This is a genomic window from Nitrospirillum amazonense, assembly GCF_007828045.1.
Lineage (GTDB): Bacteria > Pseudomonadota > Alphaproteobacteria > Azospirillales > Azospirillaceae > Nitrospirillum > Nitrospirillum amazonense_C.
Map to the genome: position 1 here is coordinate 22,778 of NZ_VITN01000007.1, position 26,465 is coordinate 49,242.

Genomic DNA, 26,465 nt, shown 5'->3' on the forward strand with positions numbered 1-26,465 from the left:
TCGGCCACGGGGCGCCTTATCGTGACGGGTGCGCCGCGCAGTGCCGGTCGATGAAGGCCTGATGGTAGGGCATGGTCTGGACCACGCGGCCGATCACGTCGTGGATGTTGGCCAGGGCACCGCGCATCTTCTCTGGATCCAGCAGGTCGGTCAGCGGGTCATAGCGCCGCGGGCGCAGGCCCTGGCCGGTGAAGACGTAAAGCCAGCTTTGCTCGGGGAACAGCTCGGTATCCTCGCGCTGGATACGGCCATGGCTTTGGAACAGCTCGATCTTGGCCTTCAGGCTGTCCGGCCAGTCGATGGCGGCGCAATGGCGCCAGAAGTCGGTGTCCCGCCGTTCGTTGGTGGCGTAGTGCAGCACCAGGAAGTCGCGGATGCGCTCATACTCGAACGCCACCATCTTGTTGTAGCGGGCGATGTCCGCCGGCTCGCACCGCCGGTCGGGCAGCATCTGGATGAACAGGGCCAAGCCCCGGTGCACCATGTGGATGCTGGTGGACTCCAGGGGTTCCAGGAAGCCGCTGGCAAGGCCCAAGGACAGGCAGTTGCGCTTCCAGGTTTCACGGCGGCGGCCGGTGACGAAGCGCAGGATGCGGGGGTCGGCCAGGGGCTTGCCCACCAGATTGGCCAGCAGGGTTTCCCGCGCCGCGTCGTCATCCAGGAAGTCGCGGGCGTAGACCACGCCGTTGCCTTCACGGTGCTGCAACGGGATGCGCCATTGCCAGCCGGCATCCCGCGCCGTCGCCAGCGTGTAGGACGGCGGCGCGCCCGTCCGCTCGCTGGGCACGGCGACGGCACTGTCGCAGGGCAGGTAGCTTTGCCAGTTCTCATAGCCGGCCTGCAGCGCCTCTTCGATCAGCAGGCCGCGGAAGCCGCTGCAGTCGATGAAGAAGTCGCCCTCCACCCGGCGGCCGTCCTCCAGCCGCAGGGCGTCGATGAAGCCATCCTCGGGCCGCAGGTCGACCTTCACCACCTTGCCCTCCACCCGGGTGACGCCGCGCGCCTCGGAATAGCTGCGCAGGTAGCGCGCGAACAGGGCGGCGTCGAAATGCAAGGCGTAGGTGATGCCCTCCAGCGGCGATCCCGGTGCCTTCACCGGGCGCATGAAGCGGTTGTGCGCCGCCGCCTGGGCCTGTAGCGAATATTCCTCCAGCGGCGCGGCGGCGCCGGCCAGCCGCTGCCGCATCCAATAGGCGGGGAAGCCTATCCCCTCCATCTCGAAACCGGTGTGGCCGAAGGGGTGGAAATAGGAATGGCCCAGGCGGGTCCAGTCCTGGAAGCGGATGCCCAGCTTGAAGGTCGCGTTGGTCTGGCGGATGAGGTCGTCCTCATCGATGCCCAGCACGCGGATGAAGTTCATGATGGGTGGGATGGTCGCCTCACCCACGCCCACGGTGCCGATCTGCTCGGATTCCACCAGCTGGATGTCGCACTTCAGGTTGCGCAGGAACTTGGCCAGACTGGCGGCCGCCATCCATCCGGCGGTGCCGCCACCGACGATGACGATGCGGCGCAAGGGGGCGTTGGTAGCGGTATCATTCGAAGTTTGCGACGAAGCGTGCGGCGCGGCCATGCGTTGGGTCCCTGCGATGTCTCTCCCTGTCCCGCCTTTCTATCGTGGCGCGACACGCGGCGTCACAACTTTTTGTGGCGCTGCCCATAAATCACCGGCCCCATGAATCAGCGAAAGACTTGAAGTCGGCGGGCTTAATGGCCAGATTGCCCGCCATGCGCTGGTTGCTCGCCCTTCTGCTGCTGTTCACGGCGGTGTTCGACGGCCCGTCCCTGACCGAGATGGCAGGCGGCGCGCCGACGTGCGGCATCGTCCAGGAGCATGTGGCCGTGGAAGGGGCGCCCGACCCCACCGACGGCCTGCGCCACAGCGCCGTGCATTTTCACGCCGGCCAGGGCCCCTGCGGCCATGTTCATGTGGCCGACGCCGTCGAGCCCGCGCTCGTGCCGGGGCCCAGCGTCCAGCCGCGTCCCACGGCCTTGCCGCCGTTGGACCAGCCCTACACCACCCGCACCCTGGCCCCCCCGGACCGCCCCCCGGCCGCCTGATCGATCCCCCGCGCGCTTTCGCGTCCTGACGCCGCCCCCAGGGGCGGCCCGATCGATCCTGCTTGTCCGGAGCCCTCATGCGCATCCCGATCCTCGGGCTGGCCGCGGCCTTGACCGTGGCCTGGCCCGCCTGGGCCGTGGCCGAACCGCCACCGCCCACCCCCACCGCATCCGTCCATGACGCCACCCTCGCCAACCTGATCGCCCAGGCGCTGGCCACCAACCCGCGCTTAAAGGCGGCCCAGGCCCGCGCGGCCGCCGCCCAGGGCGACGTCATGCAGGCCGGCGTGCTGCCCAACCCGCAGGTCTCGCTGCAAACCGAGAACCTGGCCGGATCCGGCCCCTACAGCGGCACCCGCGCCATGGAAACGACGCTGGGCCTGAACCAATTGGTGGAGCTGGGCGGCAAGCGCGGCAGCCGCCAGGCCGTGGCGACGGCGGCGGAAAGCCGCGCCCGCCTGGACGCCGACATCGTGCGCCTGGACCTGGTGCGCGACGTGCGCGTGGCCCACGCCACCTTGCTGGCCGCCACCGCCCGCCGCGCCATCGTCGAGGAACAGCGCGGCCTGGCGGCGGAAACCGCCCGCGCGGTCGCGGCCCGGGTGCGGTCCGGCCACGATAGCGCCATCCAGGAGGACCGCGCCGCCACCGATCTGCGCCAGGCGGAGATCGAGGCGACCCGCGCCGCGCGTGACGAAACCACCGCCCGCCGCAGCCTGGAACTGCTGGTGGGCGGCCCGGTGCCGCCGCTGGATCCGGCCGCCCTGCGCGACTTGGGCGCCGCCCTGCCCGTCGCTGCCGGCGGGAACACCCCCGACGTGGCCCGCTGGCGGGCGGAGGTGGGCCGCACCCGCGCCGCCATCGCCGTGGAGCGGGCGCGGGCCGTGCCCGATGTGACCGTGGGCGCCGGCGTGCGCCGCTTCAACGACGGGCGCGACACCGCCCTGGTGCTGGGCGTCACCATACCCATCCCAGCCTTCGACACCAACCGGGGCGGCATCCACCGCGCCTATCAGGAGAGCACCGAGGCGGAGATGGAATTGGACCGCGCCACCCGCGACCAGGACACCGCCCTGGCCATCGCGCGCGACCGCGTGGCGGTGGCACGGACCGAGGCCGAGACACTGGCCGGACAGGTCGTTCCCGGGGCGGAGCAGGCCGCCGCCGCGACCCGTGAAGGCTACCGCCAGGGCAAATTTCCCTACCTGGATGTGCTGGACGCCCAGCGTACCCTGCTGGCCACCCGCCTGACCCTGGTGGCCGCCTATCAGGACTATCACCAGAGCCGCGCCGACCTGGACCGGCTGACCGGCGCCGAGGAGGCCCAGCCATGACCCCCATCTCCAAGCAGACCCTGTTGCGCCTGGGCGCCGGAGCGCTGGCCCTGGGCGGGCTGGTTGTCTGGATCGCCACCGGCGAGGCGCCCAAGGGCGAAGAGTCCACCGCCCATGAGGCGCACGACGAGGGGCTGGTGCGCCTGACGGCGGAGCAGGCCAAGGCCGCCGGCATCACCACCGCCGTCGCCGGCCCCGGCCGCCTGGTCCGCCAGGTGCGCGTCACCGCCACGGTGACGGCCGACCAGGACCACATCGTCCATATCGCCCCCCGCATCGCCGGCGTGGTGGCGGAGGCACGCAAGAAGCTGGGCGACACCGTCGCGGCCGGCGAGGTGCTGGCCCTGATCGACAGTACGGAGGTGGCGGACGCCCGCGCCGAATACCTGGCGGCCCGGGAAAGCGAGGAGTTGGCCCGCACCACGGCGGCGCGGGAGGAGGCGCTGTGGCGCCAGCGCATCTCGCCCGAGCGGGATTACCTCCAGGCCAAGGCGGCGGCGGCGGAAGCCGGCATCCGCACCGGCCGCGCCCGCCACAGCCTGCAAGCCTTGGGACTGGACGAGACCGGCGCCAAGGCCAAGGGCGGCAATCTGCAGCGGCTGGAATTGCGCAGCCCCATCGCCGGGCACGTCATCGCCCGGGGCGCCACCCGGGGCGACCGCCTGGCGGCCGACGCCGACGCCTATGTCGTGGCCGACCTGGCCAGCCTGTCCCTGACCTTCCCCGTCTATGCCCGCGACCTGCCCTTCGTGGCGGTGGGCAAGGAGATGGGTGTCAGCGGCGCGGACGGCCGCACGGCCACCGCCCGCATCACCCATGTCGGTCCCGTGCTGGATCCGGCCACCGGCGCCGCCCCCGTGGTGGCGACCCTGGAAAACCCTGACGGATCCTGGCGCCCCGGCGATTTCGCCACCGGCACGCTGGCGGCGGACGCGCAGGAGGCCGCCGTGCTGGTGCCGGAGGACGCGGTGGTGACGCTGGAGAGCCGGACCCAGGTGTTCGTGCCCGTGCCCGGCGGCTTCGAGCGGCGGCCGGTCACCCTGGGCCGTGGCGATGGCACCCGCGTGGAAGTGCTGGCCGGCCTTAAGCCCGGCGACACCGTCGCCGCCGGCAATGCCTTCATCCTGAAGGCGGAGGCCGGCAAGGGCGACGCCGGCCATGACGAGTGAGGAGACCAACAATGCTTGAACGCATCCTCACCCTGTCCGTGCGCCACCGCTGGATGGTGGTGGCGCTGGCGCTGCTGGCGATGGCCGTGGGCGGCTGGACAGCCCTGCGCCTGCCCATCGACGCCGTGCCCGACATCACCAACAAGCAGGTGCAGATCAACACAACCGCCCCGGCCCTGTCGCCAGTGGAGGTCGAGAAGCAGGTGACCTTCCCCATCGAGACGGCGCTGGCCGGCATCCCGGGCTTGGAGGGCACACGCTCGCTGTCGCGCAACGGCTTCTCCCAGGTCACCGCCCTGTTCGCTGAGAATGTGGACATCTACTTCGCCCGCCAGCAGGTGGGGGAACGCCTGGGCGAAGCCAAGGCCGTTTTGCCCGAGGGGGCGGAACCCCACATGGGGGCGCTGTCCACCGGCCTGGGCGAGGTCGCCATGTGGACCGTGTCCCTGGTCCCCTTCGATCCCGCCAAGGTCAAGCCGAGCGCCGCCGGCTGGCAGGCCGACGGCGGCTATCGCACGCCGGAGGGCGAGGTGCTGACCACGGAGGCGCAACGGGCGACCTACCTGCGCACCGTGCAGGACTGGATCATCCGGCCGCAGGTGAAGGGCGTGCCCGGCATCGCCGGGGTTGACGCCATCGGTGGGTACGTGAAGCAGTACCAGGTGGCGCCCGATCCGCAGCGGCTGGCCGCCCGCGGCCTGACCCTGACGGACGTCGCACAGGCGCTGGAGCGCAACAACACCAGCGCCGGCGCGGGCTACCTGGAACGGCGGGGGGAGGCCTACGTGGTGCGGGCCGACGGCCGCCTGCGCGATACGGAGGACATCGCCGCCGTACCCATCGCGACCCGTGACGGGACCCCTGTCCTGCTGCGCGACGTGGCCGCCGTGACCCTGGGCCATGAACTGCGCAGCGGCAGCGCCAGCGAGAACGGGCGGGAAGTGGTGGTGGGCACCGCGCTGATGCGGGTGGGGGGTAACAGCCGCACGGCGGCCGCGGCCGTGACGGCCAAGCTGGCCGATGTCGCCCGCACCCTGCCCCCCGACATCAAGGCGGAGGTGGTGCTGAACCGCACCAAGCTGGTGGACGCCACCATCCACACCGTGGGCAAGAACCTGGCGGAGGGCGCCCTGCTGGTGATCGTGGTGCTGTTCGCCCTGCTGGGCAATATCCGCGCCGCCCTGATCACCGCCGCCATCATCCCCGTGACCATGCTGCTGACGGCCACGGGCATGGTGGAGGCCGGCATCAGCGCCAACCTGATGAGTCTGGGCGCCCTGGACTTCGGCCTGATCGTCGATGGCGCCGTCATCATCGCGGAGAATTGCCTACGCCGCCTGGGCCACCGCCAGCAGGCCCTGGGCCGCCCCCTGGCGACATCGGAACGGCTGGCGGAGGTGGTGGCCGCCTCCAAGGAGATGATCCGCCCGTCCGTCTACGGCCAGGCCATCATCATCCTGGTCTATGTGCCGCTGCTGACCTTCACCGGGGTGGAGGGCAAGATGTTCCAGCCCATGGCCCTGACGGTCATCACCGCCCTCGTGGCCGCCTTCATCCTGTCCCTGACCCTGGTGCCGGCGTTGATCGCCCTGGTCGTCACCGGGCCCGTCAATGAGACGGAGAACCGTGTGGTGGCGCGGGCCAAGGGCTGGTACGCGCCTGTCCTGGAACGGGCGTTGGCCGCGCCCCTGCCCTGGATCTTCGGCGCCGCCTGCCTATTCCTGGCCAGCATGGGCCTGTTCACCCGCATGGGGCAGGAATTCATCCCCACGCTGGATGAGCAGGACATCGCGGTGCAGGCGGTGCGCATCCCCAGCACCTCGCTGACCCAATCCACCGCCATGCAGACGGAGGTGGAGCGGGCGGTGGCCGCGATGCCGGAGGTGGCCTTCGTCTTCTCCAAGACCGGCACGGCGGAGATGGCGGCGGACCCCATGCCGCCCAACGCCTCCGACACCTTCATCATCCTGAAGCCGCGCGCGCAATGGCCCGACCCGGCCTTGCCCAAGGCCGACCTGGTGGCCCGCGTCGAGGCGGCGCTGGGCCAATTGCCCGGCAACGCCTATGAGTTCACCCAGCCCATCCAGATGCGGTTCAACGAGTTGATCTCCGGCGTGCGCAGCGACGTGGCGGTGAAGCTGTACGGCGACGACTTCGAGGCCCTGCAGGCCTCGGCCAACCGCATCGCCGGCGTGCTGCAGGGCATCGCCGGCGCGGCCGACGTGCGCGTGGACCAGGCGGCGGGCCTGCCCACCCTGGACATCCGCGTCGATCGCCAGACCGCCGCCCGCTTCGGCCTCAGCGCCCAGGACGTGCAGGACGTCGTGGCCATGGCCGTGGGCGGGCGGGCCGCCGGGCAGGTGTTCGAAGGCGACCGCCGCTTCGACGTCACCGTACGGCTGGCCGACCCCTTGCGTAATGACCTGGACACCCTGCGCGCCCTGCCGGTGCCCCTGCCCGATCAGGGCAAGGAAGGGGGCAAGGAGGGGCCCCGCTTCGTGCCGCTGGGCACCGTCGCCAGCTTCACCCTGGCGGAAGGACCCAACCAGATCGGGCGGGAGGACGGCAAGCGGCGCATCGTCATCCAGGCCAATGTGCGTGGCCGGGATATCGGGTCCTTCGTGGCCGAGGCGCAGGCCCGGCTGGCCTCGGTATCCCTGCCGTCCGGCTACTGGGTCACGTGGGGCGGGCAGTTCGAGAACCTGGCGGCAGCGCGCGATCGGCTGGCGGTGGTGGTGCCGGCCTGCTTCGCCGCCATCTTTCTGCTGCTTTACGGCGCCTTGGGTTCGGCCCGGGACGCCGCGCTGGTGTTCAGCGGCGTGCCGCTGGCCCTGACCGGCGGCATCGCGGCCCTGTGGCTGCGCGGCATGCCTTTTTCCATCTCCGCCGCCGTGGGCTTCATCGCCCTGTCCGGCATTGCCGTGCTGAACGGCCTGGTCATGGTGTCCTTCATTCGTCAGGCCATCGCCAACGGCGACGATCCCCTGGCCGCCATCCGCGACGGGGCGCTGACCCGCCTGCGGCCGGTGCTGATGACGGCGCTGGTGGCCTCGCTGGGTTTCGTGCCCATGGCCCTGGCCACGGGCCCGGGGGCGGAGGTGCAGCGGCCGCTGGCCACCGTCGTCATTGGCGGCCTGATCAGTGCCACGGCGCTGACCCTGGTCGTCCTGCCAGCCCTTTATCGCCGCTTCGCCGTGCCCCGTGAGGCGGGGGCGGGGACGGCGGTACCGACGCTGGCAGAGTAAGGGAACCGGGCGTCCCGTCCGGCGGTTTCCTGGGGTCTACGCCACAGGAGATCGCCGGATGGCGCCGCGTTCGTTTTGGAAGGGCTATCTCAAGCTGTCCCTGGTCACCTGCCAGGTGGCCATGACGCCGGCCACGTCGGAGAACGAGAAGGTCCGCTTCCATACCCTGAACCGCGAAACGGGCAACCGGGTGGTCAGCCGCTACGTTGACGCCATCACCGGCGACCCGGTGGACGAGGACGATGAGGCCAAGGGCTACCCCCGGGGCGAGGACGATTACCTGATCCTGGAGGATGACGAACTGGACGCGGTGGCGCTGGAAAGCACCCGCACCATCGACATAGAGATGTTCGTGCCGCGCGACAGCATCGAATGGATTTGGTACGACACCCCCCACTACCTGACGCCCAGCGACCCCGTGGGGGAGGAGGCGTTTTCCGTCATCCGTGAGGCCATGGCCGCCACCGGCAAGGTCGGCATCTCCCGTCTGGTGATGTACCGGCGGGAACGGGCCGTGATGCTGGAGCCGCAGGGCAAGGGCATCATCGTCTGGACCCTGCGCTACGGTGATGAGGTGCGCGACCCGGACGCCTACTTCGGCGGCATTCGCGAGGAGAAGCCCGAGCCCAAGCTGATGTCCCTGGTCAAGACCCTGATCGAGGAACGCACGCGGCCCTGGGCCCCCTCGCTGGTGAATGACCCCGTGCAGGACCGCCTGCTGGACCTGATCGCCGCCAAGAAAAAGGGACGCAAGCGCCCCGCCAAGGCCAAGGCGCCGGAGGCCGACACCCCCAGCAACGTCATCAACATCATGGACGCGCTGAAGAAAAGCCTGGCCGCCGAGGGCAAGGGCGCGCCCAAGCGACGGTAGGCCCGCCCGCTCAGGCGTACGGCACGGCCTGGAATTCGGGCAATGCCTCCGCACGATCCGACAGGCGGACCAGGCCGGGATGCTTGGCCGGGTCGATCAGGCCTGGGGCCATGTTCTGGGCGAAATACCAGGCGACGGCGGTGGTGATGTCGGCCTGGTTGGGACGCTCGCCGCCCATCCAGGCGCCGCCCATCCAGGCGGTGCCGTCCCCCACCTCGCGCTCCAGCAGATCGAAGGCGGTGACGGCCTGGGCGCGCACCCGTTCCAGCCACGGTTGGTGCTGCTTGTCCTCGGGGCGCAGCTCCCGCTCATAGACCACCTGCACCGTTTTTTCGCATGCCACCAGCGCCAGGCCGATAAGGCGCTGGGCCCGGATGAAGGCGGCGGTGTCGGCGGGCATGAGATGCCTGTCCGCCGGCACCAGGCGTTCCAGCGCGTCCAGGATCAAGGTGCTGTCCATCAGCACCGTACCGTCGTCCAGCACCAGGGTCGGCGCCTTCACCACGGGATTGATGGCGGCGAAGGTGTCATAATGGCGGAAGACGGACACGCGCTCATGCTCGAAGGGCAGCCCCATGGCCACCAGCGAGATCCCCACGCGGCGGACATAGGGTGAATCCGGCATTCCGATCAGGCGCATGGCATTAGCCTCTTTAGCGGGTGGGGGGCGCATTCTGCCTGAAACCAGGCGCAGCGCCAGCCCCTTGACCCGCCGCCCCTAGCCGGCCCGCTTGCGCGCCGGCCTTTTCGCCCCCTGCAAGGGCCGGGCCGCCGCCCGGAAATCCGCCCACGGGTCGGCGGAGAGGGCAGCCAGCCGCGTGGGCGCCGTCCTGACCGTGAAATAGGCGGGGCCGATGGCCGGGCTCAATTCCTCCCACGCCAGGGGCATGGAGACGGCCGCCCCGGGCCGCGCGCGGGTCGAATACGCCGCGACCGCCGTGGCGCCCCGCTGGTTGCGCAAATAGTCGACCAGGATCTTGCCGGTGCGCTTGGCCTTGGTGATGGTGGCCACGAAACGGTCCGGGCTGTCGGCGGCCATGGCGTCGGCGATGCCCTTGGTGAAGGCCTTCACGGCCGCCCAGTCAGCCTTGGGCGTCAATGGCGCCACCACATGCAGGCCCTTGCCGCCCGTGGTCTTGACGAAGGCCGCCAGGCCCGCCTGCTCCAGCCTGTCCTTGACCTCGCGCGCGGCATCGATGACCGCCTGCCATGCCACGCCCTCCCCCGGGTCCAGGTCCAGTGTGATGGTGTCCGGCTGTTCCCAGTCCTTGAGGGTCGAGCCCCAGGGGTGGATTTCCAGCACCGCCGCCTGCACCAGGCCCAACAGGCCGTCCAGGTCGTTGACCGCGATCAGCGGCCCTTCCGCCGGCTCCGCCGGGTCGGGCACCTGGACGATGGCTTTGCTCAGCCCCTTCCAGGCATGCTTCTGGAAGAATTTCTCACCGGCGATGCCGTTGGGGCAACGCAGCAGGGCCAGCGGCCGGCCGACGATGAAGGGGGCGATGGACCGCCATATCTCCGTGTAATAATCAGCCAGGCCGGCCTTGGTCACCCCCTCGTCCGGCCAATAGAGGCGGTCGGGATGGCTCAGCTTCAGCAGGGGCTTGGGCTCCGTTCGGCCCGCCGCGCGGACGGTGCTGGCCGGCGCCTTGGCGGCTGGTTCACGCACCACGTCTTTCGGGTCCTTGTCTTCCCGCAAGCCACGGAAGGCGGCGTGGCGGATGTTACCGTCGCCCGTCCAGGTGCGGAAGTCCACCTCCGCCACCAGTTCGGGCCGAACGTAGCGCACCAGGCGCCGCTCCTCCGCCGTCAGCGTGTCGTCGAACGGGCTCTCTTGCACCCGCATGCGCTCCAGCTGGCGGAACAATTCTTCCGCCATCGAAACGGTATAGCCGGTGCCAACGCGACCGACGTGGCGCAACTTCCCCTCGTCATAGACCCCCATGACCAGCGAGCCGATGGCGCGGCGCGCTGTGGTGGACGGGACATAGCCAGCCACCACGAATTCCTGGCGGTTGCCGCACTTGGACTTGATCCAGCCCTTGCCCCGGCCCGGCCGGTAGGCGGCATCGCGCACCTTGGAGACGATGCCCTCCAGGCTCAGGCGGCAGGCGTGGTTCAACACCAGGCCGCCGGACTCATCGAAATGCTCGCTGTATCGCAGGGGATCGCCGGCATCCGCCAACAGGTCCTTCAAGGCCGCCTTGCGCTGCTCCAGCCCCACGCCGCGCAGATCGCGGGCCTCCAGATAGAGAAGGTCGAAGGCGTAGAACAGGAAGCGGTCGCTGCGGCCCTCGCTGAGGTCGGCCTGCAAGGCGGAAAAGTCGGAGGCGCCGGCCGCATTTTCCACCACCAGCTCGCCATCGATCAGCGCCTTGCCCACCGGCAGCGCCACCAGTGCCTCCGGTACCGCCTTGCCGAACTTTTTGGTCCAGTCCAGGCCGCCCCGGGTCAGCAGCTTCACCCGCCCCGCCTCGACGCGCGCCTGCAGGCGGTAGCCGTCGAACTTGATCTCATGCACCCAGCGATCCCCCACCGGGGGCTTGGCCTGCAGCGTGGCCAGGGCGGGCTCCACGAAGTCCGGCAGCGGGCCGGCTTTGGCCCCTTTCAGCTTGGGCGTCCCGGCCGCCGCGGCGGTCTCGGCGACAGTCTCGCGGGCCGGCGCGCGGGCCTTCTTTTCGATCTTGCCCGTTTTGGAGGACCAGCCCGGTTCCTCCCCCGCCACCTCGGCGATGACCCGGCCCGTCTTCACCGATTCCGGCCGCTCTTCCAGGATGTCGGCGTCGCCCTCGCCCCGCGCGGCCTCGTCCTCGCCCTTGATCAGCAGCCAGTTCTCGCGCTTTTCCCCGGGCCGCTTGTGCATGCGGACCAGGTGCCAATGGCCGCCCAGCTTTTCCCCGTGCAGCTCGAAATCGAGGTGTCCCTTGGCATAACCCTTGTGGGCATCGCCGATGGGCGTCCACTCGCCCCGGTCCCAGACGATGACGGTGCCGCCGCCGTATTCGCCCTTGGGGATAGTGCCCTCGAAGTCGCCATAGTCCAGCGGGTGGTCCTCGACATGGACGGCCAGGCGCTTTTCGCCGGGGACCAGGCTGGGCCCGCGCGTGACGGCCCAGCTTTTCAGCACGCCGTCCATTTCCAGCCGAAAATCATAATGCAGGCGGGTGGCCTCATGCTTCTGGATGACGAAGCTGTGGCCCGCCTTTCGGCCCTGGCGCCCCCGGGGCTCGGGCGTGGCCGTGAAATCGCGCTTCTTGTGGTAGGTCTCCAGCGCCATGGCTCAGCTGGCCTTCTGTCGGGCGAGGGCCGCCTTCGGCTTGGGCGCAGTACCGGCGGAATGGGGCCGGGTGGAAGGGGGTTTGGCGCGGTTGGCGTTGGATGCGGCCTTCTTGGCCGACGGCTTGCCGCCCAGCCCCGCGCTTTCCCGCAACGCCGCCATGAGGTCGGTGGTCTTGGCCGGCGGCGCCCGTTTCCGCGCCGGCGGCGCCTTGCCCTCCAGCTTGGCCTTCACCAGGTCGGCCAGCGCCGCCTCGTACCGGTCGTCGAAGTCCGCCGGATTGAAGACACCCTTCTTGGTCTCGATAATGTGCTTGGCCAGGTCCAGCATCTCGCCCTCGATCTTGATCTCGGCGATCTCATCGAAAGCCTGGGCGGCGGATCGCACCTCATAATCGAAGTTCAGGGTGGTGGCGATCAGGCCGGCGCCGTGGGCGCGGACCAGCACGGTGCGCACCCGGCGGAACAGCACCGTCTGCGCCAGCGCCGCCACCTTTTTGGCGCGCATGCCCTCGCGGATCAGCGCGAAGGCCTCGTCCGCGTGCCGGTCGCTGGGCGCCAGGTAATAGGGTTTGTCGAAATAGACGTCATCGATGTCGGCGCAGGGGATAAAGGCCAGGACGGACAGGGTCTTGTCGCTTTCCGGCACGACGGCGGCCACCTCGTCCGACTCCAGCACCACATAGTCGCCACGGGCGACCTCATACCCCTTCACCTGGTCCTCGCGGTCCACCGGCTTGCCCGTGTCGCTGTCCACGAACTGCCGATGCACGCGGTGGCCCGTGGCGCGGTTGACGGTGTGGAAGGCGATGCGTTCAGATGCGGAGGCGGCGGTGTAGAGCGCCACCGGGCAGCTGACCTCGCCAATCTTCAGGAACCCCTTCCAGTTCGCCCTGGGTGCCATGGCCGCCGCCTTCCATATTCGCATTCCACATTAGAGCCGCAATTCAACGCCGACGGCGGCGCGCGGGTTCCGGAAGCCTGGGCGGAACCACGGACCACGGGGTACGGTTTAACGCGCGCCACCAGCGGGGGAGATCCGAGCGTGAAGCTGTTCAACTGCCAATCTTGCGGCCAGATGCTGTATTTCGAAAACCGCGTCTGCGAGCGCTGCGGCCACCGCCTGGGCTACCTGCCCGATGACGACAAAATGCATGCAGTCGAGGCGGAGGGGGACGCCTGGCGCGCCCTGGGCGCGCCTGAGCAGCTCTACAAGTTTTGCGCCAACGCGGAGCTGGACGCCTGCAACTGGCTGCTGCCGGCGGGGTCGGAGGAGCCCCTGTGCGCCGCCTGCCGCCACAACCGCACCATCCCCGATGTGTCCTGTCCCACGGCCTTGGCCCAATGGCGCAAGATCGAGCTGGCCAAGCATCGCCTGTTCTATACCCTGATCAAGCTGGGCCTGCCCCTCGCCAACCGGGCGGACGACCCGGAGGGGGGGCTGGCCTTTGACTTCTTGGATGACCTGCCGGACGGCGCCGTCATGACAGGACATGACAACGGCCTGATTACATTGGCCTTGAAGGAGGCAGACGATGCGGAGCGCGAGACGCGCCGCACCCAGCTGCATGAGCCCTACCGCACCCTGCTGGGGCATTTCCGGCATGAGATCGGCCATTACTATTGGGACCGGCTGGTGCGCGACGAGAATAGGCTAGACGCTTGCCGCGCGCTGTTCGGCGACGACCGGCAGGATTACGGCGCCGCCCTGCAACGCCACTACGACCAAGGCGCCCCGGCCGACTGGCAGCAGAATTTCATCAGCGCCTATGCCACCAGCCACCCGTGGGAGGATTTCGCCGAGACCTGGGCGCACTATCTTCACATTATCGACACGCTGGAAACGGCCCACGCCTTCGGCGTGCGGGTACGCCCCGCCGTGGACCGCACCGGCGACCTGTCCGCCAAGGTCGACTTCAACCCCTATCGCCACGGCACCATCGCCGACATGGTGGAGGCTTGGCTGCCCATCGCCTTCGCCGTCAACAACATCAACCGCAGCATGGGGCAGGTGGATTTCTATCCCTTCATCCTGACCCCGGCCGTCATCGCCAAGCTGGGTTTCATCCACGACCTGGTGGGCGCCGACCGGACGGCCAGGGCGGCGGCCTGAGGATTTCCCGCATCGTTCCGGCACCGCATCTGTCTTGCCTGGACAGATGTGACTTTTCTTGTGACTTGCCGATTGTCTCAGGCCAGACTGGGGTGTAATCCGACAGCGATGTCATCACCAGGACAGGCGACAGGCCATGCTCGACGGCCACAGTCACGTTGACGCCCTTCACGCCATTGCCGCCAGCCTGTCGGGCACCAACCTGGAGCGGGCCAGCGACCATAACCAGCGCGTCACCCTGCAGGCCATCCGCGTCAGCGGCCAGATCACCCGCGCCGAACTGGTGGAGCTGACGGGCCTGACGCTGCCGGCCATCGCCAACATCACCAAGCGGCTGCTGGCCGAGGGGCTGATCGTGGAGGCCGGGCGCCAGCACGGCGGCCGGGGACAGCCCGCCATCCTGCTGGAGATGAATCCGGACGGATGCTTTTCCATCGGCGTCACCATCGACCGCGACCACATCACCCTGGTGGTGCTGGACCTGCTGGGCACGGTGCGGGCGCGCGCCTCGCGGGAGATCGACCTGGCCCCGCCGGAGGTGGTGGCCCAGTTCTTCCGGACGGAAATCTCCGCCATCCTGGCGGCCACCGGCCTGCCCCTGTCGCGCTTCATCGGCATCGGTGTCGCCATGCCCGACGACATCGGCCGCGTGAGCCTGGCGCGCTGGCCGCAGGCCTACGCCGCCTGGCGCGACGTGGACGTGGCCCGCCTGTTCGCCGATGTGCTGCCCCTGCCCGTGTTCGTGGAAAACGACGCCACCGCCGCCGCGCTGGGGGAGCTTCAGTTCGGCCACGGCCTGCGCCATCGCAGCTTCTTCTACATCCTGATCAGCGGTGGCCTGGGCGGCGGCATCGTCGTGGACGGCAGCCAGTTCCGCGGCGCGCGGGGCCGCAGCGGTGAGATCGGCTTCCTGCCGGTGCGGTCGGACCGCACCACCGCCCGCACCCTGCAAGAGGCCGTGTCCCTGTCCGCCCTGTACGATCGCCTGGCCGCCACCGGCTACACTGTGGATGAGCCCGGACAGCTGTGCCGGTTGGCCGGCACCCCGGCCGAGGCGGTGGTGGAGGAGTGGATAGAGCTGGCGGCCGACCTGATGACCGACCCGCTGGTGGCCATCAACTGCCTGGTCAATCCCGAGGCCATCTTCCTGGGCGGCCGCCTGCCCGCCCCGCTGGTGGATAAGCTGGCCGCCGCCCTGAACCATCGCCTGGGCGCGTTGCGGGACATCCCCCAGGTAGCGCCCGTGCTGCGCGCCGCCATGGCCGCCGACGCGCCGGCCGTGGGCGCCGGCATGCTGCCCTTCACCGACCGCCTGCTGCCCAGCCGCGCCGCCCTGATGAAGACGGCGGACAATTGACGCCGCCCTCTGTCCTGTCGGACAGAAGGCCGTGCTTGATTAACTAAAACGAATTCCTTTAATTGGGCCGCAACCACAGCGCCTGGGGAGGGCGGCCCCATGATCCAACGGATGATCCAGACGCTTTTGGCGCTGACCCTCTTGCTGGGCGGCGCGGCGCCAGCGTGTGCCGCCACGGTGGAAGTCAACACCAGCATCGGCGCCCTGCTCGGCACGGGCGATGGCAAAGGCGGCGCCGTGTTCCAGGGCATCCCTTTCGCTCAGCCGCCCGTGGGTCCGCTGCGCTGGCAGCCACCACAGCCCGTCGGTTGGGTGCAGCAAACACGCGATGCCACCCATCCCTCGCCGCCCTGCCTGCAACGCGGCTATGGCTGGAACGACGCCTTGGCGGCCCGCAGCCAGGAGGACTGCCTGTACCTGGACATCCGCACCCCGGCGCTGTTACCGCGCGCGGCATTGCCCGTCATGGTCTGGATCCATGGCGGCGCGAACCGCGCGGGCGCGGCGGATGGCACGGTGATGTCCAGCCTGGCCAGTCCTGTCGGCCCGAATGGGGGTGTTGTGTTGGTGGCCATCCAGTACCGGCTGGGCACCTTCGGCTTCCTGTCCCTGCCGGAGCTGACGGCGGAGTCGCCGCACCACGCCTCGGGCAATTATGGCCTGATGGACCAGATGGCGGCCCTGGCCTGGATCCGCCAGAACATCGGCATGTTCGGCGGCGATCCAGGCAACATCACGATCTTCGGCGAGTCCGCCGGCGGCCAGGACGTGGGTCAGCTGATGCTGGCGCCCAATGCCCGCGGCCTGTTCGCCAAGGCGATCGAGCAAAGCGGGACCGCCGGCTTCGGCGTTCCGGCCCGCACCCTGGCCGAGAATGAGGCCCTGGGCGGCCAGCTGCTGGACAAGGCGGGGGTGAAAAGCCTGGCGCAGCTGCGCGCCTTGCCCGGCGCGGACATCCTGACAGCCACGGACAAGCTGAAGCCCACTACCATCGCCGACGACAGCTTCATCTGGCTGCAGGCCGTCATTGACGGCTGGGTGCTGCCCCAGGCGCCGGAGGACCTGCTGGCCGGCGCCGCGCCGGTGCCGCTGATGATCGGCAGCAACGCCCGCGAGCTGACGCTCTATGGCGGGGCGGATGCCGTGGTGCCCGCCATCCGCCAGGCCTTTGGCGCCCACGCGGCGAAGGCGCTGGCCTTCTACGGCATCACGGGCACCACCCTGCCCGCCCCGGACCCGCGCCTGGGCGACGTGGCGACGCAGCTGGCCGATGACCTGACCTTCCGCTGCCCCACCCTGCATGTCGCGGCCGTGCACGCCGCCGGCGGGCATCCCACCTGGGTGTATCATTTTGACCGCAGCCCGGCGCAAGGGCCTGTCACCCACGGCAGCGACCTGCCCTTCGTCTTCGACGGGCGGCCAGCCGGCGCTCCTGGCGACGACACGCCCACCCTGCAACGCTATTGGGTCAACTTCGCCCGCAACGGCGATCCCAACGGCCAAGGCCTGGCCCACTGGCCCGCCCACGACGCCACGGGCGCTTACCTGGCCTTCACCGATGCCGGGCCGCAAGCAATGGCAACCCTGCGCGGCCCCCTGTGCGGCCTGCGCCCGCCCACACCGTAGGCGCGGATCACGCCGGCAGCAGGCCCGCCGCGCGGTAGCTGTCGACCAAGGTGTCGTACAGCGAAATGTCCGCGCGGCTGCGCGCCATCAGCTGCGCGCCGGAGATGGCGGCGAAGATGGCGCGCGCCCGCGCCTCCGCCTTGTCCGGCGCCACGATGCCGGCAGCCGCCAGCCCCTTGGCCAGCCAGGCGACGTTGACGTCGGCGAAGGCCCGCACCTCCGCCCTCACGATGTCCGGCAGGTCATCGACTTCGGCGGACATGAAGCTGCACAGGCACAGGCGGTTGTCGTTTTCCAGCGCGCGGCGGAAAGCCTGCGGATACCGCCGCAGGGCGGCGGCGGCGTTCGGCGCCTGGGCCGCCATGGCCTCCAACTCCGCCGCCGTATCCTCCCAATAGCGCTTGGCCACCGCGGCGGCCAAATCGGCCTTGCTGGGGAAGTGGTGATAGATGCTGGCGGCCTTGATACCCACCGCCGCCGCCAAATCGCGGTAATTCAACCCGCCATAGCCGTGCGCCTGCGCGATCTGCCGGGCGGCCGCCAGAATCGCTTCCTTGGAGTTCGTGCTCATGTCCTCATCCCTGGCCTTCGGCCCCTAGGAGCAAACCTAACGACTGTTAGATAGGCCTTGACGCCCAAAAAGGAAAGCTTTATGCGTTTGCCTACCAAACGTTAGGTAGGATGCACCGACATGACCACCGACATCCTTTTTTCCGATGCCACCACGCTGGCCCGGCTGATCCGTGCCCGTGAGGTTTCACCGGGCGAGGTGGTGCAGGCGCACCTGGACCGCATCGCCGCCGTGAACCCCAAGGTCAACGCCATCGTCACCGTGGCCGACGGCGCGTTGACCGCCGCCAAGGCGGCGGAGGCGGCCCTCCTGAAGGGGGAGGACGTGGGGCCCCTGCACGGCGTGCCCTTCACCGCCAAGGATTCCATCGATACCGCCGGCGTCGCGACCCAGCGCGGTTCCCCCATCTTCAAGGGACGCATGCCGGACACCGACGCCGTCAGCGTCGCGCGGCTGAAGGCTGCCGGTGGCATCCTGCTGGCCAAGACCAACCTGCCGGAGTTTTCGTACTCGATCGAATCCGACAACCTGCTGACCGGCCGGTCCAACAACCCCTGGAACCTGGATCGCACCCCCGGCGGGTCCAGCGGCGGCGAGTCCGCCGCCATCGCCGCCGGCATGTCGCCCCTGGGCCTGGGCACCGACCTCGCCATTTCCGTCCGGGGGCCGGCGGCGCAGACCGGCATCATCGGCCTGAAGGCCACCCACGGCCGCGTGCCCATGACCGGCATCTGGCCCCGGGCGCCGCGCCGCTTCTGGCACGTGGGCCCCATGGCCCGCAGCGTCCGCGACATCGCCCTGGCCTATGCGCTGCTGGCCGGCGCGGATGGCGCCGACGCCTTCTCAAGCATGATGGGCGCTGGCGGCACGGCCCCCATTGATGCCGGTGTCGGCCAAGCGCCCACGCGGCCACTGCGGGTGGGCTGGCTGGTGGAACCGGGCTTCGGGCCCATCGACATGGATGTGGCAACGACCGTGCAAGCGGCGGCCGAGGCGCTGAAGGGTGTCGGCTGCGTCGTGGAGCCGGTGCGCATTCCGGCACTGGAACGCGACTTCGCCCTGGACGTGTTCCTGCGCCTGCACATCATGGAGATGAAGCCGGCCTTCGTAGAGGCCACCGCCGGCCAGCCACCGGAGAACCTGTTCCACATCGCCCAAGCCATGCTGGCGGCGCCAGAGACGTCCATGGCGGACTTTATCGAGGCGGAACAGGCGGCGGAGCGGTTGAAGGACGGCTTCGCCGACTATTTCAGCCGTTATGACGCCCTGTTGTGCCCCGTACTGCCCCTGCCGGCCCACGGGCACGGCGTCACGGAGGTCACGATCAACGGCCAGACGGTGAGTGCCATGAACGTCATGGCCGCCACCTCACCGCTGAACGTGACCGGCTTGCCCGGCCTGTCCCTGCGCTTCGGCACCAGCCGGGACGGCCTGCCCATCAGTGTGCAGCTGGTGTCCAGCTGGATGGCGGAATCGACCATCCTGCACTTGGCCGGATTGCTGGAGGGGGTGAGCCCGGTGCGCGGCCTGCATCCGAAGATCTGACCATCACCGGACGCCGCGGCATCAACGCCCCAACCGGCGGAGATGTCGCGGCGATCCCGAGGACGCCGCCGTTTCGCTTAGGCCGCCGCGCGCTCGCTGGCCGGCCGGCGGCGCAGGTCCGCCTTTTGGATGGCCGGCGGGTCATACATGGCGGCCAGTGCGCCCAGGTCGGTGCCGGGCGGCACGATGGCGTCGATGCGGTCCAGGATCTCGTCCGACAGCGACACCTCGGCCCCGGCCAGCAGGTCGTCGAACTGCGCCTGGGTGCGCGGCCCCAGGATGGCGGCGGTCACGCCCCGGTGCGCGATGGCGAAGGCCATGGCCAGGTGGGTCAGGGACAGGCCCGCCGCCTCCGCCACGCCCATCAACTGCTCCACCGCGTCCAGCCGGCGTTCATCGCCCATCTGCTTGGGGAAACGGCGGGCACGCAGGCTGTCGGGCATGGCCTGGCCCTTGCGGTAGCGGCCGGTCAGCATGCCCATGGCCAGCGGGCTCCACACCATGGCGCCCATGCCGTACCGCTCGCACACCGGCAAAACCTCACGCTCGATGCCGCGATTCAGGATGGAATAGGGCGGCTGTTCGGCGCGGAAACGGGCCAGGCCCCGCCGCTCCGCCACCCATTGCGCCTCCACGATGTCCGATGCCGGGAAGGTGGAGGTGCCGATGGCCCGCACCTTGCCCGCGCGCATCAGGTCGGTCAGGACGGACAGCGTCTCCTCGATATCCGTGTCGGGGGCGGGCCGGTGGATGAGGTAGAGGTCGACGTGGTCCGTCCCCAGCCGGCGCAGCGAATCCTCCAGCGCGCGGGTGATCCAGCGGCGGGAATTGCCCTGCTGGTTAGGATCCTCACCCATGGGCAGATGCGCCTTGGTGGTCAGCACCACACGGTCGCGCCGGCCCTTCAGGGCCTTGCCCACGATCTCCTCGGACTCGCCCTGGCTGTAGAAGTCCGCCGTGTCGATGAAGTTGATCCCGGCATCCAGCGCCTTGTGGATGATGCGGATGGCCTCGTCATGGTCGGGGTTGGCCACGGCGCCGAACATCATGGCGCCCAGGCAATAGGGGCTGACCTTCATGCCGGTGCGGCCCAGGGTGCGATACTGCATCGCCCTCTCCTTCTCTCTTACGTCGATGGGTGTTATACAAACGGAACGGCGTTCCGGTCACATATACGGAACAATGTTCCGTTTTTCAAGCGAGGATATGGTGGACGACACGGCGGGAGAGATCCGTCCTGAGGATGACGGCCAGCGGCGGCGGGTGCGGGCGGACGCGCAGCGCAACCTGGACGCCCTGCTGCGGGCGGCCATGGCGGTATTCGCCACGTCCGGCGTCGACGCCCCGGTGCGGGAAATCGCGGAAAAGGCCGGCGTGGGCATCGGCACCGTCTACCGCCACTTCCCCCAGCGGTCGGACCTGATCATCGCCGTCTTCCGGCAAGAGGTGGACGCCTGCGCCGACGCCGCCCCCGCCCTGGCGGCGGCCCATGCCCCGGGGGAGGCGCTGAGCCGCTGGATGCGCCGTTACCTGGATTTCATCGCCGCCAAGCGCGGGCTGGCCGCCGCGCTGCATTCCGGCGACCCTGCCTATGAGATCCTGCCCAGCTATTTCCAGAAGCGCCTGGTGCCGGCGCTGCAGTCCCTGCTGGACGCGGCGGCGGCGGCGGGCGTGGTCCGCGCCGGCTTCGCCGCCACTGATCTTCTGCGGGCCGTCGCCGTGCTGGCCGCCCCGTCGCAGGAGCTGGGGCCGGAGCATGGGCGGCGCATGGTGGATCTGCTGCTGGACGGCCTGCGCTACGGCGCCGGCCCCTCCCCGGGCGGCTGATCCGCCTCAGGTAGCCGCCCGGCCGTTCCTCCAGCAAGACGCGGTGGCGATACTGACAAGCATAAACGCCATGGCCCCACTTTCTTTCTCTTTTTTATTTAACCAATTTGTTTTATTAAATTGCCACCGCTGGTTTATCGATAGCCTGTACTGGGATCGCAACCGGCCCGAAGAATAACAGGTGGCCCTACCGGGCCGGCGAGGGAGGGTATCTTTGATGCACGGGATTGATAAAACTAATGCCGTCCGGCGCCTGCTGTGGGCCTCGCTGATGGTGTCCACCGCCTGGGCCATGCCATTGAGGGCAATTGCGTCTGACAGCGCTGTCAATTCCGGCCCTTACAACGCCGCCTTCCTGGCCGGCGGCGACGGCCTGACCAAGCCCTTGAGCGGCATCACCCTGCCCGCCGACGGCCCCTGGACCCTGTCCACCTGGTTCCAGGCCGATGAAATCGGTACCGGCACCGTGCTGCTGGCCGGCGTGGGCGACCCGGCCCAGGGCCGCTACCTGGCGCTGAAGGACGGCCGCCTGGCCTTGCGCTCCGGGGCCGCCGATACCATCAGCGGCGGTGGCGCCGTAAAGGCCGGCACCTGGCACCATGCCTTGGCCAGCTCCGACGGCAAGACCGCCCACCTGTACCTGGATGGCGCCGAGGTGGCACACGGCATCCCCGTCCAGATCACCGTCACCCCGGTGGTGGGCCTGGCGCCGCGCCTGGGCGGCGCCTTCGCCGGCCGCATCGCCGGTTTCACCATCGCCCCCCAAGCGCTGGGCGCGGCGGAGGTCAAAGCCGCCGCCCAGGGCAAGCCCACCACCGACCTGATCAATTTCGAAGCCGCCAGTCCCACTTGGCCGGTGCAGGTCAGGCAGATGATGGGCCAGGTGACGCCGCAGGCCCCGTGGACCCTGCCCAAGTCCGGCGCCGCCTTTTCCAAGCCCGTGGCGAAACCCCTTCCCACCGGCCCGGCGTTGAAGGCCGATGGTCCCCCGGGAAGCGATAGCAATTGGACCGTGGGCGGCTGGCGCCTGGCGGAGGCACCCAAGGTGCAGGGCGACGGCGCCCGCATCTCCCAGCCGGGGTTCGACACCGCGTCCTGGTATGCGGCGACCGTGCCCGGCACGGTGCTGACCACCCTGATCGACCGCGGCGTCTACCCCGACCCGGATTACGGCCTGGACAACCTGGCCATCCCGGAAAGCCTGAACAGGCAGGACTATTGGTACCGCACGGAATTCGACGCCCCCGCCGACCTGCAGGGCCGCCACCCGCTGCTGACCTTCAAGGGCATCAACTACGCCGCCGAGGTGTGGCTGAACGGTGAACGGCTGGGCGGCGTGCGCGGCGCCTTCATCCGAGGGCAGTTCGACGTCACCGGTCCTCTGCGCCCGGGCCAGAAGAACGTGCTGGCGGTCAAGATCACCCCGCCGCCCCATCCCGGCCTGCCGCATGAGCAATCGATCACCGCCGGCGTGGGCGAGAACGGCGGCATGCAGGCGCTGGACGGCCCCACCTTCATCGCCAGCGAGGGCTGGGACTGGATCCCCGCCGTCCGCGACCGCAACACCGGCCTGTGGCAGGACGTGACCCTGACCGCCTCCGGCGCGGTACGCATCGGCGACAGCCAGGTGGTGACCAAGCTGCCCCTGCCCGACACGTCCAAGGCGGACATCACCATCACCGTGCCGGTGGAGAACCTGACCGGCCAGCCGGTGCAGGCCGAGATCCGCGCCGCCTTCGACGACGTGACCGTCGCCAAGACCGTGACCCTGCCGCCGGGTGCGGGCAGCGTCACCCTCACGCCCGCCGAGTTCCCGCAGTTGAGCGTCAAGAACCCGAAGCTGTGGTGGCCCAACGGCCTGGGCGATCCCGCCCTGCACAACCTGACCCTGACGGCCGCCGCCGGTGGGGCCCAGGGGAGTATAAAGTCGGATGAGAAGCACACCCGCTTCGGCATCCGCGAGGTCAGCTATGAGCTGTCGCTGATGGACAGCGGCGGCCATCTGCGCCGGGTGGAGGTGGACCCCACCGCCGCCTTCCAACGCGGGGAGCGCGTAGTGGACGGCAGCCATACCGGCATCCACAAGATCGCCGGCGGCTGGGTTTCTTCCCTGCTGCCGGGGGCTGAGAAGTCGCCGGCGGTGACGCCGCTGGAGGACAGCAGCCTGGCCCCCTACCTGATCCTGAAGGTCAACGGCGTGCGCGTGCCGGCGCGCGGCGGCAGCTGGGGCACCGACGACTGGCGCAAGCGTGTATCGCGCGACCGGCTGGAGCCCTTCTTCCGCCTGCACCGCGAGGCCCACGTCAACATCATCCGCAACTGGGTGGGCCAGAACACCGAGGACGTGTTCTTCGACCTGGCCGACGAATACGGCCTGATGGTGCTGAACGACTTCTGGGAAAGCACCCAGGACTACAACATCGAAGCCCAGGACGTGCCCCTGTTCCTGGACAACGCCGCCGATGTCATCCGCCGCTATCGCAACCACCCCTCCATCGTGCTGTGGTTCGGCCGTAACGAGGGCGTGCCGCAACCGGTGCTGAACGAGGGGCTGGAAAGCCTGGTCGCCACCCTGGACGGCACCCGCTACTACAGCGGCAGTTCCAACCGCGTGAACCTGCAGGACAGCGGCCCCTACGACTACCGCGACCCGTCACAGTACTTCACCAAGCTGTCCCGCGGCTTCGCGGTGGAGGTGGGCACACCGTCCTTTCCCACGCTGGAGGCGTTCGAGGCCGCCGTGCCGGCGGCCGACCGCTGGCCGGTCAGCGACAATTGGGCCTATCACGACTGGCACCAGACGGGGAACGGCGACACCCACGGCTTCATGGCCGCCATGGACCGCAAGCTGGGGGCGGCCACCAGCCTGGCCGACTTCGAGCGCAAGGCCCAGCTGATGAACTATGAAAGCCACCGGGCCATCTTCGAGGGCATGAACGCCGGCCTGTGGACGGTGAACAGCGGCCGCCTGCTGTGGATGACCCAGCCGGCCTGGCCCAGCACCAACTGGCAGATCATGAGCCACGACTACGACACCCACGGCGCCTTCTACGGCGTGCAGAAGGCGGCGGAGCCCCTGCACGTGCAGCTGAACGCGCCGGACGACGGGATCAGCGTGGTCAACAACACCCGCGAGGCCAAAAAGGGCCTGACCATCCGCGCCCGCGTCCTGACCGTGGCCGGCCAGGTCATCAGCGACCAGACCCAGAAGGTCGATGCCCCCGCCGACGCCGCCACCCCTGCGCGCAAACTGGACCTGGCCGCCGCCATCCAGGCCAACGGCCTGGTTTTGGTGGAGCTGGAGCTGTCGGACGCCGGTGGCACGCTGTCGCAGAACGTCTATTGGCGGGTGGCCGACGAGGCCGCCACACGTCGCCTGAACGACCTGGCGCCGCAGCCCGTGACCCTGGCCACGCGCACGGAGCGGGCGGGCGACGAGGTCAAGGTGCATGTGACCCTGACCAACACCGGCACCGCCGCGTCCCTGATGAACAAGCTGACCCTGCAGAACGCCGACGGCAACCGCCTGCTGCCGGCCTATGCCAGCGACAATTACGTCTCTCTCCTGCCGGGCGACCGGCGCGAGATCACCATCGCCTACCCGGCCGCCCTGGCCCAGGGGCAGCCCAGGGTGGCCTTGCGCGGCTGGAACACCCAGCCGGCCACGGCGACCGTCACCGTGCCCTGAAACCTGTGGGCCGTCCCCATTCCATTGGGAATGGGGACGGCGCCTATTGTGCGTATCCCTTCCGGCGCGTGCGCCCCTGACCTGGGTCAATGCGGCGGCGGCCTCACATGGCACACTGCGACCCGAGCTGGCGACCCGGCATCGTGCCACGGCACGGACAGGCCGCTCCCCTGTGACGAGGGCGGGTGTCATGATCACGGAAATCCTGGTCCATCTGGACGGAAGTTCGGACGACGAATACCGGTTGCTGCATGCCGAGCATCTGGCGACCGCGCACAGGGCCCACATCCGGGGGCTTTACTGCGAATCCCTGCCCGAGATCGTTCTCACGCTGCCGCAATACGCCGTCAGCCGCGGCGCGGCATCCGAGCAGATGAGCGTGCTCAAGGCCCAGACGGACAGGACGGAGCAGGCCCTTCGTCTCCGGCTCGACAAGCTGAGTGTTCCTTATGATCTTCGCCGGTTCGATGTCCTGATCGACGGCATCGACCGCGTCGTGGCCAGCCAGGCGCGCACAGCCGATCTGACGGTGGTGCGCACACCCTACCAGCCCGGCTTCGCCCTGCCGGGCCGGGCGCCGGAATTCGTGGAGGCCGCCCTGTTCGGATCCGGCCGCGCCGTGTTCGTGGTGCCGGAGGAAGAACCGGCCCGGCTGCGGCCCCGGGACACCGTCCTTGTCGCCTGGACCGACAGCAAGGAGGCGGACAATCCCGATCGCCCATTAGGGCAAGGGGCGATGTCGGTGTGTGACCGCCAAGCTGGACGGGACCCGGGGGTCCGGATGCTTCGGGATCACGCCTTCTTCCCGTGACCCGTTGAGCCAGGTCAAGGTCCCGCCAGCCCGTCTGCGGCAAGCTGTGTTCCAGAGCTGGCGACCGCCTCCATGCCCCCATGGACAGGCCGCTTCACCGAAGGAGGGCCGGCGCGATGATCAAGGAAATTCTGGTTCACCTGGATGGCGGCGGCGACGACGAAAGCCGCATCCTGCATGCCGACCATCTGGCGATCATGCATCAGGCCCATGTCCAGGGCCTGTACATCAACATCCTGCCCGAGCCGCCGGAAAGCATATCGCATTACGCGGTCAGCCGCAGCCTGTTGTCCCAGCATCTGGACGACGCCAAGGCCCAGTGCCGGCTGGTGGAACACGCGCTGGAAGAACGCCTGGCGAAACTGGCCGGCCCCCACGATCTGCATCGCATCGACTGCCGGGCGGCGAATGTCCAGGGGCTGGTCGCCACCCACGCCCGTACGGCGGATCTGCTGGTGGTCCGCACCCCCTACCGCATCGCCGAACCCAACCGCGCCAGCGATGTGGTGGAGGCGGCGCTGTTCGGATCGGGCTGCGGCGTGTTCGTCATCCCGGAAGAGGATCCGTTGCGCCTGCGGCCGTTCGACACCGTTCTGGTCGCGTGGAAGGATAGCCGCGAGGCGGCCAACGCCGTGGCCCAGGCCATGCCTTTCCTGCGCCGCGCCAGCCAGGTGATCATCGCCACGATCGACAACGGCGGGTCCAAGGACGCGCCGGGCGACCGCAATCTGGCCCGCTATCTGGAACGGCACGGCGTTGCCGCCGAGATCCGGCGGCTGGGGAAGTGGGACAACATCGCCGCGGGGCTGTTCAACGAGGCCGAGCTTTCGGATGCCGGCCTGATCGTGGCGGGAGCCTATGGCCATTCCCGCCTGCGGGAATGGGCGCTGGGCGGCGTGACCCGGGACATCCTGACCAAGACCCCGGTCCCGGCGCTGCTGGCCCACTGACGCTGGCGCCCCGCTGACCGG

19 protein-coding genes are annotated in these 26,465 nt (G+C 69.3%); 13 read left to right on the forward strand and 6 right to left on the reverse strand.

Going from position 1 to position 26,465, the window contains the following annotated elements; all coding sequences use genetic code 11:
• Positions 1-16: 16 nt before the first annotated feature.
• A complete protein-coding gene (locus tag FBZ89_RS13145; RefSeq protein WP_246172174.1) occupies positions 17-1,573 on the reverse strand; it encodes a tryptophan halogenase family protein in 1,557 nt (518 codons plus the stop codon).
• 137 nt (positions 1,574-1,710) lie between these two features.
• Here FBZ89_RS13145 and FBZ89_RS13150 point away from each other — a divergent pair, with 137 nt between their 5' ends.
• From FBZ89_RS13150 to ku (FBZ89_RS13170), 5 genes are all read left to right on the forward strand, one after another.
• On the forward strand, positions 1,711-2,061 hold the full coding sequence (locus FBZ89_RS13150; RefSeq protein WP_145750427.1) for a hypothetical protein: 351 nt from the start codon (positions 1,711-1,713) through the stop codon (positions 2,059-2,061).
• Positions 2,062-2,138: 77 nt separating this feature from the next.
• The gene (locus FBZ89_RS13155) at positions 2,139-3,395 is read left to right on the forward strand and encodes a TolC family protein (RefSeq protein WP_145750428.1); all 1,257 of its coding nucleotides are present in this window, start codon (positions 2,139-2,141) and stop codon (positions 3,393-3,395) included.
• Positions 3,392-4,564 (forward strand): efflux RND transporter periplasmic adaptor subunit, encoded by a 1,173-nt coding sequence (locus tag FBZ89_RS13160; RefSeq protein WP_145750429.1) that lies wholly within the window; start codon positions 3,392-3,394, stop codon positions 4,562-4,564. The genes FBZ89_RS13155 and FBZ89_RS13160 overlap by 4 nt, the downstream gene beginning before the upstream one ends.
• Before the next feature lie 11 nt (positions 4,565-4,575).
• A complete protein-coding gene (locus FBZ89_RS13165; RefSeq protein ID WP_145750430.1) occupies positions 4,576-7,809 on the forward strand; it encodes an efflux RND transporter permease subunit in 3,234 nt (1,077 codons plus the stop codon).
• Positions 7,810-7,867: 58 nt separating this feature from the next.
• Positions 7,868-8,680, forward strand: a complete 813-nt coding sequence (gene ku / locus FBZ89_RS13170; RefSeq protein ID WP_145750431.1) for a non-homologous end joining protein Ku — start codon at positions 7,868-7,870, stop codon at positions 8,678-8,680.
• Between the two features lie 10 nt (positions 8,681-8,690).
• Here the strand turns inward: ku (FBZ89_RS13170) and FBZ89_RS13175 are convergent, their stop codons facing one another.
• The 3 genes from FBZ89_RS13175 to ku (FBZ89_RS13185) all read right to left on the reverse strand — a co-directional run bounded on the left by FBZ89_RS13175 (position 8,691) and on the right by ku (FBZ89_RS13185) (position 12,860).
• Positions 8,691-9,320, reverse strand: a complete 630-nt coding sequence (locus tag FBZ89_RS13175) for a glutathione S-transferase family protein (RefSeq protein WP_145750432.1) — start codon at positions 9,318-9,320, stop codon at positions 8,691-8,693.
• 78 nt (positions 9,321-9,398) lie between these two features.
• Positions 9,399-11,957 carry a DNA ligase D gene (gene ligD, locus FBZ89_RS13180; protein WP_145750433.1) on the reverse strand — a complete coding sequence of 853 codons (2,559 nt, stop codon included), beginning with the start codon at positions 11,955-11,957 and terminating at the stop codon, positions 9,399-9,401.
• Between the two features lie 3 nt (positions 11,958-11,960).
• The gene (gene ku, locus FBZ89_RS13185) at positions 11,961-12,860 is read right to left on the reverse strand and encodes a non-homologous end joining protein Ku (RefSeq protein ID WP_145750434.1); all 900 of its coding nucleotides are present in this window, start codon (positions 12,858-12,860) and stop codon (positions 11,961-11,963) included.
• A gap of 141 nt (positions 12,861-13,001) precedes the next feature.
• Here ku (FBZ89_RS13185) and FBZ89_RS13190 point away from each other — a divergent pair, with 141 nt between their 5' ends.
• From FBZ89_RS13190 to FBZ89_RS13200, 3 genes are all read left to right on the forward strand, one after another.
• Positions 13,002-14,069, forward strand: coding sequence for a zinc-binding metallopeptidase family protein (locus FBZ89_RS13190; protein WP_145750435.1), 1,068 nt, complete (start codon positions 13,002-13,004; stop codon positions 14,067-14,069).
• A 136-nt stretch (positions 14,070-14,205) separates the two neighbouring features.
• Positions 14,206-15,426: an ROK family transcriptional regulator gene (locus tag FBZ89_RS13195; protein ID WP_145750436.1), complete on the forward strand. Its 1,221-nt coding sequence runs from the start codon at positions 14,206-14,208 to the stop codon at positions 15,424-15,426.
• Between the two features lie 99 nt (positions 15,427-15,525).
• On the forward strand, positions 15,526-17,052 hold the full coding sequence (locus FBZ89_RS13200) for a carboxylesterase/lipase family protein (protein WP_145750437.1): 1,527 nt from the start codon (positions 15,526-15,528) through the stop codon (positions 17,050-17,052).
• Positions 17,053-17,059: 7 nt separating this feature from the next.
• Here the strand turns inward: FBZ89_RS13200 and FBZ89_RS13205 are convergent, their stop codons facing one another.
• A complete protein-coding gene (locus FBZ89_RS13205) occupies positions 17,060-17,623 on the reverse strand; it encodes a TetR/AcrR family transcriptional regulator (protein WP_145750438.1) in 564 nt (187 codons plus the stop codon).
• Between the two features lie 120 nt (positions 17,624-17,743).
• Here FBZ89_RS13205 and FBZ89_RS13210 point away from each other — a divergent pair, with 120 nt between their 5' ends.
• Positions 17,744-19,168, forward strand: a complete 1,425-nt coding sequence (locus FBZ89_RS13210; protein WP_145750439.1) for an amidase — start codon at positions 17,744-17,746, stop codon at positions 19,166-19,168.
• 77 nt (positions 19,169-19,245) lie between these two features.
• Here FBZ89_RS13210 and FBZ89_RS13215 read toward each other — a convergent pair whose 3' ends face one another.
• Positions 19,246-20,277: an aldo/keto reductase gene (locus FBZ89_RS13215; RefSeq protein ID WP_145750440.1), complete on the reverse strand. Its 1,032-nt coding sequence runs from the start codon at positions 20,275-20,277 to the stop codon at positions 19,246-19,248.
• 73 nt (positions 20,278-20,350) lie between these two features.
• On the opposite strand from FBZ89_RS13215, the gene FBZ89_RS13220 reads away from it, so the two are divergent.
• The 4 genes from FBZ89_RS13220 (at position 20,351) to FBZ89_RS13235 (ending at position 26,444) form a co-directional block, all read left to right on the forward strand.
• Complete coding sequence (locus FBZ89_RS13220; protein WP_246172175.1) at positions 20,351-20,995, forward strand: TetR/AcrR family transcriptional regulator; 645 nt, start codon at positions 20,351-20,353, stop codon at positions 20,993-20,995.
• A gap of 217 nt (positions 20,996-21,212) precedes the next feature.
• Positions 21,213-24,683 (forward strand): glycosyl hydrolase 2 galactose-binding domain-containing protein, encoded by a 3,471-nt coding sequence (locus FBZ89_RS13225; RefSeq protein ID WP_211115216.1) that lies wholly within the window; start codon positions 21,213-21,215, stop codon positions 24,681-24,683.
• A gap of 190 nt (positions 24,684-24,873) precedes the next feature.
• Positions 24,874-25,494 carry a hypothetical protein gene (locus FBZ89_RS13230; RefSeq protein ID WP_186457343.1) on the forward strand — a complete coding sequence of 207 codons (621 nt, stop codon included), beginning with the start codon at positions 24,874-24,876 and terminating at the stop codon, positions 25,492-25,494.
• A 116-nt stretch (positions 25,495-25,610) separates the two neighbouring features.
• Complete coding sequence (locus FBZ89_RS13235; protein WP_145750441.1) at positions 25,611-26,444, forward strand: universal stress protein; 834 nt, start codon at positions 25,611-25,613, stop codon at positions 26,442-26,444.
• The last annotated feature ends 21 nt before the right edge of the window (positions 26,445-26,465 follow it).